Origin of the sequence: Acinetobacter sp. AG1 (assembly GCF_001005525.1) — a bacterium.
Lineage (GTDB): Bacteria > Pseudomonadota > Gammaproteobacteria > Pseudomonadales > Moraxellaceae > Acinetobacter > Acinetobacter modestus.
Map to the genome: position 1 here is coordinate 18384 of NZ_LBMZ01000101.1, position 12909 is coordinate 31292.

Genomic DNA, 12909 nt, shown 5'->3' on the forward strand with positions numbered 1-12909 from the left:
GAGTAAGCCTGTATGAATCTTGCTGCATTTGAAGCATTTTTAAAAGTAATGGAAACGGGTTCAATTTCTATCGCGGCGGAACAATTATTTATTACTCAACCTGCGGTGACCAAACGAATTCATACGCTTGAAGAATATTTTGGAGTAAAACTGTTTGAATCCGCAGGACGCGGTATTCAACCGACCCATGCTGCCCATTCTTTATTACCGAAAGTGAGAACATGGCTCAATGAATTAGGTGAAATTCACCATACGCTGAGTCATGAGCAGAATCAGGTACAAGGTCGTTTAAAAATTGGGACGAGTCATCATATCGGATTGCATCATCTCGCAGACCCACTGAAGGCTTTTGTGCAATCTTTTCCACAAGTCACTTTAGATGTGCATTTTGTAGACTCAGAACAGGCACATGAACAAGTTTTAGCAGGTGAACTCGAACTGGCTTTTTTAACCCTTCCTCCAATTGGAGATGAGCGCCTAAGTTACTTGACTATTTGGAATGATCCTTTGGTTTTTGTGGCCTCACCTTTTCATCCTTTAGCACAACAATCACAACTTAAATTAGAAGATTTGATTGCTTATCCTAGCCTTTTACCCGCAGCACACACCTATACCAGTCAAATCACATTAGCAGAGTTTGAAAAAAAGGGCTTAAAACCTAAAATTAGTATGAGTAACAATCCCTTAGAGTCGATTAGAATGTTAGTTTCTATTGGCTTAGGTTGGTCAGTATTACCCAAAACTTTGGTGAATCAAGATTTAAAACAACTCGATCTCAATCTCGATATGCAACGCCAATTGGGTATGGTGTGGCATCCCGCACGAATCCAATCAAAAGCAGCGGAAGAATTAATTCATATGATGCAGTGATGCTGAGTCATTTAATCGCCACCGCAACTGCTACAACTACTACCGCAACTGGATGAAGATGATGATTGATCTTGCATGTATTTTGCAAAATCTTTAGTCATTTGTTCAAGTTCAAATAATTGTCCATTTTCCCAACCCAAAGCCTGATCAATGGCAAACAATCGTGGCAATTGCATCGTATTCCTTGGATTATATCCATGTAACATACAACTATACTTCCAAGCTTCAAATAATTGCTGTGCTTGTTCTTCTGGTTTAGTGGTTGCTTCATAAGGACTATGATTCAAAGTTCGGCCAATGGTTTGCTTACATAAATATTGATATTGGATTGGATATTGCAACATCACATGCCATAAAGCATCTACAGCATGTGAAGGCATGGTATAGGCTTGTTTTTGCATCACGTGTAATGCCAAATAATCCTTAAAGCCCAGTTCAATCAGTCGACGTTGTTTTAAGCTCAGTTCGGGATACTGTTGTTTTAATTTATTCCAAAATATTGGATCAATGTTGAATTGCTCAATCTTCTCTAATTTATTCCTTCGAGTCTTGGCGATCAAAACATGGTTTAAAACAATAATTGTCCATATTAATGGGAGTAAAACCCAAGCGGTAAAGATCTGCTGTTGCCAACTATACATGAGCAATAAGACTAAGATAGGTAACATAATCCAGCGTGTTTTTATCATCGGTTGCTGGCGTTCTAATTTGAGTAATGCATTAAGCATGCTGGAAGTATGTTCTTCCTGATTTATTTTTATTTTCATACTGTCATCTTATAAAGAAAAGATGACAGTGAGATGACAAAAAACCTCCCGAACTAGGAGGTTTAATATTCACTACGCGATTTGTAATAGTCGACGAATTTGCTGAACCATCTGATTTACGTCTAATAAATGATGCGGAACAGTCATCGTCAATAATTGATCAGATCGAAAATGACGATCTACTTCAAGCATAACATGGGTTTGATGTGGTTCAGCAACGAATGAAACTTCTACCTCATTAAAACCGCTGAACAGATGTGAAGATACAAACTCAAGCTCTTGGTAACAACCAATCGTCGACCTAAAGTTACGCGCAGTGAGTTGCCCTTTTTCTACATCTACAATCGATAAAACAAAACCACATTGTTGCATCGCCTGTAAAAACATTTGCATCGCTGGCGTTGGTAATATACTTAAATAATCACGATCTGTTGCATCCATACCCCAATCTACATCTAGATGGGTATTGATCCAAACCCGTGTACCATTACGGCGACAAGAAACTTCAGTGATAGGCGTTTCATATGGGATTTCCATAGTAAAAGGAATATTGTGTGATTGATTTGCAGCCAACAAAAAATTAGAACTAATTAGCCACTGTTCCAAAATCAAAGGTTGATTAAACTCGTGATCACCTGATTCGACTTCAGCCATCGTCATCAATTGTAAGTACAAAGCATTGATTTCTTTATCTGATGAACCACCTTTAAAACTAATTTCTCCGTGAAGCGTTTCACCCGCCTGTAAAGTAGGATTATGCAAATGCGTTTCTACAGTTACGCCTTGAATACCCAAACTTGACATAATTTTATTAAACATGTTTCAACCCTTTTGAATTATTTCGTTAAATCTATAACTGGCTACTTATTTTTAAAGTGCTTCATCCCCAGCGATTTGAAGCTTGCCATCTGCTATCTCGTTCATAAATTGCTGATAATCATTCAAATTGCGCTCAGCATACTGCATAGCATACTCTTGCAAAACATCCACAATCTTGTTGCCTTCACCTAGATAGCCCATTAGAACATCAGCATTACCAGATTTTGCATGTGCATGCGCCAACGCTAAGCCACAACTTTCAGCATATTCATAAAAATATTCGTCATCCATATCTGTTAAATCCACAGAAATCTTCATATCTCTAAGCTGACGGATGTGGAAATGTTTATCTAATGTAGAAAATCCCAAGAAGATATCACTAGCAGCCTGCATTAATTGTTGACCATGAATTACTCGCTCACCTTCATGCTCTACCTTATCTTTGAAAAGTGGGCTAAGTATTGAAGGATTCGCTTCTTTCATTTGTAATATCAATGGCTCTCGATCTGCATCTTGAAACAGCGCAACAGCAGAGCGTGTGCCAACACTTCCAACCCCAACCACTTTGAGTGCAACGTCTGTGCGTTGATAACGATCAAATAAAACTTGTCGATCAAATTTTAATGAATCTCGATAACACGAAAAGAATTGATCAAGATTGTGGGCAAAAGGTTCATTTGTTTTGGGGTGCCATAAAAGTGGTTTGTCATCAATAAAATGCCTAAAACCCGTATCCTCATTTTTTTCAGTTAACTTTGGCAAAACCGAATGTGCATTTCTCTTTTGTGCTGAATCAAGATGTTTCTCTCTTTTCTTTCTGAGCTTTCGGCATTCCGTATTCTCTAGCAATGTCGTGGCATCGACCTTGTCATACCAAACCTGTAGTGGCGACAACTCCGAGTTTTCTAATAAATGCTGACGATAACTATGCAACATGGTTTTAATTGCTTTTAAACCCACTTTATCGGCGAGATCAATATCACGAGCGGCAATCACAAAACTCGTTGCTAAACGTTTTAAATCCCATTCAAAGGGAGCAACCAATGTCTCATCAAAATCATTAATACCAAATAATAAATTACGTTCAGGACTGGCAAAGCCGCCAAAATTACTTAAATGACAATCACCACAAATTTGCTGGAATAAACCTGAGTTAAACTGCTCCCATGCTTGATCAAACAACATTAAAGAAGGCATACCGCGATAATAGGTAAATGGAGAAACACTCATACGTTTTGCACGAATCGGCTTAAGCTGCTCTAAACGTCCTTGGTTACTCCAATCATAGATATTTAAAGCCGTTAGACCTTTAGGTCGTTGCGATAGTTGTGACAACTGTTCACGTGAAACTTTTTGACGTTGCGCTTTTCCTAATTTAAAACCTTCGGTTTTTGTCAGTAACTTACCTTGATAACTATGCCGAGTAAGATCAATGCAGTCTTCTGTCCAAAGTTGTTTGGGTAATTTAATTTGTGGTGTTTTAGGCATTATTTACTCATTATTTTAAAGGATAATTATTTGTTATCCTTATAATATTGACAGAAATATAATTCAATATTTTTATTAGGGTTAATAATATATCCCTCAAATATTATATTTTTAAATTAGAGAATATTAAAATGAATAAAATTACTGGAGACTTAATTGCTCTTGCTCAAGCTGGAGAATTTGATGTCATCATTCATGGTTGCAATTGTTTCTGTACCATGGGGGCTGGCATTGCAAAAATCATCAAAAAAGAGTTTCCAGAAGCCTACCATGCTGACTTAAATACCATTTCTGGCGATAAGGAAAAGCTAGGAACATACAGCGAAGCGAATATTATTCGTGATGATTGTAATTTTATTATTCTTAATGCTTATACGCAGTTTAATTGGCGCGGACAAGGTATTAAAGCTGATTATCATGCTATTCGAAACATCTTTAAACAAGTTAAACAAAACTTCCCTACAGCAAAAATAGCTTATCCAATGATTGGTGCTGGACTTGCCAAAGGTGATTGGAACATGATTGCAACAATTATTGATCAGGAGTTGGGAGACCTCGATCATAGACTCGTTGTTCTTCCAACTCCATAATTTTAAATCGACCAGTCTTGGATGTCCCAATTTTTTTCTTGAGCTAATTTCTCTAAACGATCATCTGGATTTACAGCAATCGCATGGGTTGCATATTCAAGCAAAAAACGATCATTAATCGAATCTGAATACGCCCAAGACTCATCAACTGCTCTTCCCTGTAACCATTGATCTAAACGAGCAAGCTTACCTTTCTGATAACAAGGTAAACCTGTCACCTTACCCGTATACTTCCCATCAAGAACTTCGGCATTCGTCGCAATAATTTCAGTAATACCAAATTCACGAAAAATCGGAGCCGTAATAAAATCACTCGTTGCAGTAATACCTACAATCGCATGACCTAAATCTTGATGCTTTTTAATTGCATCAAAACCTTTCGGACGCATTTGGGGACGAATCACTTTTCGCATAAACAACTGATGTAGTTCAGTTAAATAGTCATTGTCGTGTCTAGTTAAAAATTCAAATACAAATTCGTTATAGGCAATCGGATCAAGTTGTCCTGCCTTATAGTCCTCGTAGAATTTATCATTCATTTGGCGATGATGAACTGGATCAACCAAACCTTCATTAACTAAAAATTCACCCCATGAATGGTCAGAATCGGTATTTAACAGGGTGTGATCTAAATCAAACAAAGCCAATTTCATATAAATGCTCATTTAAATGCAAATTAAAGAAAAAAAACGTAAATCTATTTCCGTAAGTGACTAAAAATTCGTTAAGATCATAGCAATTTTAAACATTTTACTTTGACCTTTTTCGAGTTGGACGTGAAGAGTGACTGTCCCCGAGATCAAAGTCAACGATATAGAGAAAATTTAGGTAGCCAAATGATCGATTCAGAAGGTTTCCGACCCAACGTCGGGATCATTTTGGCAAACGATGACGGACAAGTTTTATGGGCAAAACGCATTGGTCACAATGCTTGGCAATTTCCACAAGGAGGGATCCAGTTTGGAGAAACCCCTGAACAGGCACTTTATCGTGAACTGAGAGAAGAAGTCGGTTTATTGCCCGAACACGTCCAAATTATAGCGCAAACTAAAAGTTGGCTGCGTTATCGTTTGCCACATCGGTACATTCGGTCAGATTCTGATCCGGTATGTATTGGACAAAAGCAAAAGTGGTTTTTACTGAAATTAACGGCATCGCCGCATCATATTCAGTTAAATCTATCAGACCCACCCGAGTTCGATGAATGGCAATGGGTGAGTTACTGGTATCCGTTAGGTCAAGTAGTGAACTTCAAAAGAGATGTTTACCGCAGAGCCATGATGGAGTTGTGTTTACAATTACCGCAGCGTTAATCGTCAACAAATCATCACTTTAAGCAATGATTTTTGATCATAGAGCTGTTATAACTAGACCGATAACGATTTATAAATTGGAGTAAACATCCATGTCAAACATGCAACTCGACACGCTTAGACGCATTGTGCAAGAAATTAATGCGTCCGTCAGTTTGCATGATTCTTTGGACATTATGGTCAATCATGTGGCTGAAGCGATGCATGTAGATGTATGCTCCATTTATTTATTGGATGAACGAAACAAACGTTATGTGCTCATGGCTTCAAAGGGCTTAAAACCTGAAGCTGTTGGACACGTTTCTTTGAGTGTTGGTGAAGGTCTAGTCGGCTTAGTCGGTAAACGTGAAGAAATTGTAAACCTAGATAACGCACCTAAGCATGAACGCTTTGCTTATTTGCCTGAAACAGGTGAAGAGCTATTTAACTCATTTCTTGGCGTACCCGTGATGTATCGCCGTAAAGTGATGGGCGTTTTAGTTGTTCAAAATAAAGAGTCTCAAGACTTTAGTGAAGCAGCTGAATCATTTCTGGTCACCTTATGTGCACAACTCTCAGGGGTAATTGCCCATGCACATGCGGTCGGAAATATTGATGTTTTCCGCAAACCGACCAGTGGTTCATCTTACAAAACATTCCAAGGGGTTTCAGGTGCTGGAGGGATTGCTTTAGGTCGCGCCATCGTGCTCTATCCCCCAGCCGATCTTGCTGCAATTCCCGATCGTGAAGCTGAAGATATCAGTGATGAACTTGACCTATTAGATCAAGCGATTGCTGCAGTACGTTTAGAGATCCAATCTCTAGATGAGAAAATGCAAGACTCATTGATGTCAGAAGAACGCGCATTATTTAGCGTGTTTTTACGAATGTTAGATGAAAATGCATTGCCAAGTGAAATCAAAGACCATATTCGTGCAGGTAGTTGGGCACAAGGTGCTGTGCGTAAAGTCATCGACAAACATATCGCGCTATTTGCTCAAATGGAGGACGATTACTTACGTGAACGTGTCTCTGACCTCAAAGATCTTGGTCGCCGAATTTTAGCTTGTTTACAAGAAAATGATTCCAGTCACCGTGAACTTAGCCCAGACAGTATTTTAATTGGTGAGGAAATTAGCACTGCAGCTTTAGTTGAACTTCCTGTTGATAAAATCGCTGCGATTGTAACTTCTGAAGGTGCAGCCAATTCACATATGGTGATCGTTGCACGTGCGTTAGGTATTCCAACTGTTGTCGGTGTGACTGAATTACCAATCACGACTCTTGATGATATTGAAATGATTGTCGATGCCTATCAAGGTCGTGTTTTTGTTAATCCACCACGTCGACTACGTCAACGATATAAAGAAGTCCAGAAAGAAGAAGAACAAATCGCCAAGGATTTGAAGCAATATGAAACTAAAGATGCGATTACACCTGATGGTGTCTCTATTCCTTTATTCGTAAACACAGGTTTGATGATTGACGTTGTTCGTGGCGTGCAACGTGGTGCAAAAGGTGTCGGTTTATATCGCAGCGAAATTCCATTTATGCTACGCGAACGCTTCCCAGGCGAAGAAGAACAACGTGCCATCTATCGTCAGCAGTTGAGCCATTTTGCGAATAAGCCCGTGATTATGCGGACTCTAGATATCGGTGCGGATAAAGATTTACCTTATTTTAGCATTGAAGAAGAAAACTCGGCATTAGGTTGGCGTGGTCTACGCTTTACTCTGGATCATCCTGAAATTTTCTCAGCGCAAATCCGTGCCATGCTAAAAGCTAGTATTGGTTTGAATAATTTGCATATTTTGTTGCCGATGGTGACAAGTGTCAGTGAAGTTGAGGAAGTCTTGTATCTATTGGAACGAGACTGGTTAGCTGTACAAGAAGAAGAACAAGTCAAAATCACTAAGCCTAAAATTGGGATCATGGTTGAAGTACCGAGTGTACTTTTACAAATTGGTGAGTTTGCTGAGCTGGTCGACTTCTTTTCAGTTGGTTCAAATGACTTAACCCAATATTTATTGGCTGTTGATCGTAACAATCCTCATGTAGCTAACGTATATTCGCACTTTCATCCGTCTGTATTACGCGCTTTAAACCGTTTAGTAGAAGATTGTCATATCTATCAAAAACCAGTCAGTGTCTGTGGTGAAATGGCAGGAGATCCATTATCTGCCATTCTACTGATGGCGATGGGTTTCAATACACTTTCCATGAGTTCTAGCAATATATTAAGAGTTCGTAAAGCGATTTGTCATGTCCCAATGAGTGATGCAAAACAACTCTTAGACGATGTTTTACACATGAATAACCCTCTGGTCATCAAAAGTTGGCTTGAACACTACTTTAAAACTCATGGCCTTGCAGATATGGTCAAATCAAATCGTTTAGTCAGTTAAAATAATTTTAGAAAATAAAAAAGCGATCATCATTTAGTTGATCGCTTTTTTATTTTTCAGTATTTATTAATTCTGTCGCAAATAGATCTGTTGTTTGGTTTTATTCAAACTGACCGCTGGGAATTTTCGATCATAATCAATTGCAATCAGATCTTTACCAGTTAAATTTTTAACATCAGGTTCCCATGTAATATAGTAATTCAATTCTGCATTATCTCGAACTGATGGCTGAATACTTTGACGATGATTTGCAGGAATATTCAAATCAATTGTAAAAGGCACCTGAGATACTTGTATTTTCTTTTGTGTGATCAAGGTCGCTGGAACATCTGCCATACGGTTTTCAACTGCATATAAACGAACTGTACCTTGTTGTTGTACAACGTTATAAGCACCTTGTCCCACAAATTCAACACTGAGCGATTGAGCCGCATCCGCTTTAGTTTGATCTGAATGTGGCATAATAGATGTACATCCTGCTAAAACGGTTAAAGATAGTCCTAAACCGAGCACTAATTTCTTCATTTGTTTTAATCTCTGCAAAATTAAGCTCAAAATAACATAGCAAATTTTAATATCATGGGGTTTTACATATCTCCAACCGAGTTTATATTTTTAGATACCAAAATTGAATATAAGAACAGGCACTAAATCCGCTCATTCACGTCAAAAAAGATTAAACGAACGCATTTTCAAATGGCTATTTTTAGGTGATTTTACATAACTCCAACATGGTAAGGATGTCCCTGAATGAAAGAAATTAATCAAAGCTTGCTTCTGAATGTCAGCTTTTTTCCTACTTCTAGTTAAAACCTAGCAATCCAGTAAGTCTTTATTTTTCCATTATCTTTTATCTTTTTTTAACAAATTTCATATCTACAAAAGCTCAGTTCATGTTTAAGCTTTAAACAGCTTCAATCGGATAAAGCATTTATGACATCAACTTTAATCCATTGGAAAAAAAACTTTCATCAACCTAGAGTAAAAATACAAAGGATGTAAACCACATCATTACAAATCAATTTAGGCATCTTCATTTTTTGATACCCATTTTGTAGCTGATACGGTTAAACATTCATATCTTTGAACGGTCAAACAGTTCGGATGACCCAGCTCACAGGTCATCTTGATGGAGATAGAACATGAGCCAAGACGATAAAAAATGTCCTTATAGCCACTTAACCACTGATTTTGGTGCACCCGTGGTGGATAATCAAAATAGTATGACAGCAGGTGCTCGGGGTCCTTTATTAGCCCAAGATTTATGGCTAAATGAAAAACTTGCCAACTTTGTCCGTGAAGTGATTCCTGAGCGCCGTATGCACGCTAAAGGTTCTGGTGCATTCGGTACATTTACAGTTACCCATGATATTACTCAATATACCCGCGCTAAAATCTTTAGCGAAATCGGCAAAAAAACAGAAATGTTTGCTCGTTTTACCACGGTTGCAGGTGAACGTGGCGCAGCAGATGCTGAACGAGATATCCGTGGTTTTGCCTTAAAATTTTATACTGAAGAAGGTAACTGGGATATGGTAGGTAATAATACCCCTGTATTCTTCTTACGTGATCCACGCAAATTCCCAGATCTCAACAAAGCAGTAAAACGCGACCCAAAAACCAATCTCCGTAGTGCCACCAATAACTGGGATTTCTGGACTTTATTGCCAGAAGCCTTGCATCAAGTCACGATTGTGATGTCAGATCGCGGTATTCCTGCAAGTTACCGACATATGCATGGTTTTAGTAGCCATACCTATAGTTTCATTAATGCAGCCAATGAACGTTTCTGGGTGAAATTCCACTTTAGAACGCAACAAGGAATTAAAAACCTAACCGATGCAGAAGCTGGTGAATTGGTGGGTCAAGACCGTGAAAGCCATCAACGTGATTTATTCGATGCCATCGAACGTCAAGACTATCCAAAATGGACGCTTTTTGTACAAATCATGCCAGAGCAAGATGCCGATAAAGTTCCGTATCACCCATTCGATTTAACCAAAGTATGGCCTCACGGTGACTACCCATTGATTGAAGTTGGTGAATTTGAACTGAATCGTAACTCTGAAAACTTCTTCTTAGATGTGGAACAATCTGCTTTCGCACCAAGCAACTTGGTGCCAGGTATCAGTGTTTCACCAGACCGTATGTTACAAGCACGTTTGTTTAACTATGCGGATGCTCAACGCTACCGTCTCGGTGTGAACTACCAACAGATTCCAGTCAATGCCGCACGTTGCCCTGTGCACAGTAATCACCGCGATGGTCAAGGCCGTACCGACGCCAATTATGGTGGCTTACCACATTATGAGCCAAACAGCTTCGGTCAATGGCAAGAGCAGCCTCAGTTCAAAGAGCCCCCATTGAAAATTAATGGCGATGCTGATTTCTGGGATTATCGTGAAGATGACAATGACTATTTCAGCCAACCACGTGCATTGTTTGAATTGATGACACCTGATCAACAACAAGCACTGTTTGGTAATACTGCACGTGCGATGGGCGATGCTTTAGACTTCATCAAGTATCGTCATATTCGTAACTGCTATGCCTGCCACCCAGCTTATGGTGAAGGTGTTGCCGCAGCACTGGGGCTTAGTGTTGCTGATGCTCAGGCAGCACGTGAAACCGATCCAGCCCGCCATTTACCAAGCTTTCTTTAAACCCTAAAACATCCAAATAAAAAGCCATCTGCGGATGGCTTTTTTTATGAACTTAGGTAACAATTTAGTCAATCTCTTATAGAAAAATAATCATGTCAAAACAATTAGATCAACTCATCCAAAGTTATAACCTAATCTTATTTGATGCTAAATGTGTTCTTTGCTCAGCATGGGCAAATTTTATGATCAAGCATGATCCACGTTATCAATTCAAACTCGTTTCTGTCCAATCAGATTTGGGGCAACAAATCTTAAAAAAGTATCATTTCCCAACTGACCATTTTGAAACCATGCTCTTACTTGAGAAGGGACAATTATTCACTGAATCAACGGCTTTCTTACGCGTGATGGAATCCCTTGATTTTCCTTACAACACATTACGATTTGGCAAGTTTGTTCCAAAATTTGTACGTGACTTTACTTATCGACGTATTGCCCTTAATCGTTATCAACTTTTTGGTAAAACTGAAGATTGTTATGTGATTCAAGCGAGTGATAAACAGCATTTCTTATTGGATGATGTTTTAAGATGAGAAATGCTGAACTTACAATTGCACAGATTTTAAAATTCTGTCAGCTAATTATTGCCTTTCTTTGGATTTATCAAGGTTTAATTCCTAAATTAATTTTTCAGGTAGAGGGTGAACAATACGTTTGGCAACAATTACATATTCCTGATGTGTATATACCATGGTTAGTCTCGCTTTCAGGGATTGGCGAGGTCATTTTTGGTATTCTCTTTCTCTTTATAAAACATCAATATTTGCACTGGCTCAGCATTTTGAGTTTAGTTGGGTTATTTATTTTTATTCTATTCATTTACCCAAATCAAATTTACCAAGCATTTAATCCCGTCGTGATGAATATTGCATTAGGGAGTCTTTCCCTGATTTCAATCTGGTGTCTCAACGCAAAGACTCACACTAAGCCCGAATGAAATGTCCTTCACGAATACAATAAAATGGATTGACTAATTTAGATGAAGATTTCATTGCTTGTTGTAACTCATGTTCAGGAGCATTGCGGTCTTCATCAGTAAGCTGGAAAGTACGAAAATGAATGGCCAATGAACGATGCGCATGCAAATCTAAATGAGCGTGAAAAGCATCTTGTGGATTCATATGCACATATCGCATTAACTTTCGTGGCTCATAAGCGCCTATGGGTAATAATGCAATACGTGCATCACCATATCGCTCATGAATTTGTTTGAAGTGCCCTGCGTAACCTGTATCACCCGCAAAGAAACAATGTCCTGTCTTTGCTAGAAGCGAAAAACCACCCCACAAAGCTCTATTTTGATCCCGTGCCCCACGTCCAGAAGCATGTTGTGCTGGGGTATAGGCTATCTTGATTTCGTCATGAAAAGGAATCTCTTGCCACCAATCCATTTCAATCACATGTAAATGTTTTGCTAAGTAGTAACCATTACCTAAACCCGTATAAATCGGCATTTTAAATTTCTGATGCAGCCACTCCAACGTTGCCAAGTCCATATGGTCATAATGATTATGGCTTAATAGTACTGCATGAATCGTTGGAAGCTTTTCTAGAGCAATCCCTGCTGGGCAAACTCGTTGCGGGCCTTGACCTTGCTTTGGGCTAACATAGTCACACCAAACAGGATCGGTTAAGAAGTTGTAAGGGCCTATTTGGATCAGAACCGTTGCATGTCCTACAAACCAAATCTGCCAATTATTTAAATCTGCGTGTGGTCTATTTTGTGGTAACTCAAGCATTTGATTACGCAAATTAGCCTCATGTGCGCGATCAACATTCCAAGTATAAGATTTTCGTGTCGCTAGCCATTTAAATAAACCTTTACGGTCAAACGGTGTAAGCGGTTTTTCTAAATTATAAAAACGATCAATACCACAATGATCAGAAGGCTCATGTGGAAATGGAGGTTTCCCCCAAGTATGGCTCAAGCAAGATTGGGTCGGCAATTGATAGGTTAATGTCGGCTTATCTTTCATGTACTTCTTCTTTGCTGGAATTGAATCGCACAAAATTCC

13 protein-coding genes are annotated in these 12909 nt (G+C 38.8%); 7 read left to right on the forward strand and 6 right to left on the reverse strand.

Going from position 1 to position 12909, the window contains the following annotated elements:
• The first annotated feature begins 12 nt into the window (after positions 1-12).
• On the forward strand, positions 13-870 hold the full coding sequence (locus AAV96_RS05785) for a LysR family transcriptional regulator (RefSeq protein ID WP_046738633.1): 858 nt from the start codon (positions 13-15) through the stop codon (positions 868-870).
• An 11-nt stretch (positions 871-881) separates the two neighbouring features.
• Here the strand turns inward: AAV96_RS05785 and AAV96_RS05790 are convergent, their stop codons facing one another.
• The 3 genes from AAV96_RS05790 to AAV96_RS05800 form a co-directional block, all read right to left on the reverse strand.
• Positions 882-1637: a hypothetical protein gene (locus tag AAV96_RS05790; protein ID WP_046738634.1), complete on the reverse strand. Its 756-nt coding sequence runs from the start codon at positions 1635-1637 to the stop codon at positions 882-884.
• Positions 1638-1709: 72 nt separating this feature from the next.
• Entirely contained in the window at positions 1710-2456 is a 747-nt protein-coding gene (locus tag AAV96_RS05795) for a sporulation protein (protein ID WP_046738635.1), read from the reverse strand.
• Positions 2457-2507: 51 nt separating this feature from the next.
• Complete coding sequence (locus AAV96_RS05800) at positions 2508-3944, reverse strand: DUF2252 domain-containing protein (protein ID WP_046738636.1); 1437 nt, start codon at positions 3942-3944, stop codon at positions 2508-2510.
• Between the two features lie 131 nt (positions 3945-4075).
• Here AAV96_RS05800 and AAV96_RS05805 point away from each other — a divergent pair, with 131 nt between their 5' ends.
• Positions 4076-4534: a macro domain-containing protein gene (locus AAV96_RS05805; RefSeq protein WP_046738637.1), complete on the forward strand. Its 459-nt coding sequence runs from the start codon at positions 4076-4078 to the stop codon at positions 4532-4534.
• Between the two features lie 2 nt (positions 4535-4536).
• Here AAV96_RS05805 and AAV96_RS05810 read toward each other — a convergent pair whose 3' ends face one another.
• Entirely contained in the window at positions 4537-5187 is a 651-nt protein-coding gene (locus AAV96_RS05810; protein WP_046738638.1) for an HAD family hydrolase, read from the reverse strand.
• 183 nt (positions 5188-5370) lie between these two features.
• Here AAV96_RS05810 and AAV96_RS05815 point away from each other — a divergent pair, with 183 nt between their 5' ends.
• The gene (locus AAV96_RS05815) at positions 5371-5847 is read left to right on the forward strand and encodes an RNA pyrophosphohydrolase (protein WP_004659132.1); all 477 of its coding nucleotides are present in this window, start codon (positions 5371-5373) and stop codon (positions 5845-5847) included.
• Positions 5848-5939: 92 nt separating this feature from the next.
• Entirely contained in the window at positions 5940-8231 is a 2292-nt protein-coding gene (gene ptsP, locus AAV96_RS05820; protein ID WP_004659134.1) for a phosphoenolpyruvate--protein phosphotransferase, read from the forward strand.
• A gap of 66 nt (positions 8232-8297) precedes the next feature.
• On the opposite strand, the gene AAV96_RS05825 is transcribed toward ptsP, so the two are convergent.
• Positions 8298-8756: a hypothetical protein gene (locus tag AAV96_RS05825; RefSeq protein WP_046738639.1), complete on the reverse strand. Its 459-nt coding sequence runs from the start codon at positions 8754-8756 to the stop codon at positions 8298-8300.
• Positions 8757-9373: 617 nt separating this feature from the next.
• On the opposite strand from AAV96_RS05825, the gene AAV96_RS05830 reads away from it, so the two are divergent.
• The 3 genes from AAV96_RS05830 (at position 9374) to AAV96_RS05840 (ending at position 11831) form a co-directional block, all read left to right on the forward strand.
• Complete coding sequence (locus AAV96_RS05830) at positions 9374-10894, forward strand: catalase (protein ID WP_046738640.1); 1521 nt, start codon at positions 9374-9376, stop codon at positions 10892-10894.
• 92 nt (positions 10895-10986) lie between these two features.
• The gene (locus AAV96_RS05835) at positions 10987-11427 is read left to right on the forward strand and encodes a thiol-disulfide oxidoreductase DCC family protein (protein WP_046738641.1); all 441 of its coding nucleotides are present in this window, start codon (positions 10987-10989) and stop codon (positions 11425-11427) included.
• On the forward strand, positions 11424-11831 hold the full coding sequence (locus AAV96_RS05840) for a DoxX-like family protein (RefSeq protein ID WP_046738642.1): 408 nt from the start codon (positions 11424-11426) through the stop codon (positions 11829-11831). Before AAV96_RS05835 ends, AAV96_RS05840 begins: the two co-directional genes overlap by 4 nt.
• Here the strand turns inward: AAV96_RS05840 and AAV96_RS05845 are convergent.
• A complete protein-coding gene (locus AAV96_RS05845; protein WP_005218487.1) occupies positions 11818-12870 on the reverse strand; it encodes an MBL fold metallo-hydrolase in 1053 nt (350 codons plus the stop codon). The two genes, AAV96_RS05840 and AAV96_RS05845, sit on opposite strands and share 14 nt — an antisense overlap.
• Between the last annotated feature and the right edge of the window lie 39 nt (positions 12871-12909).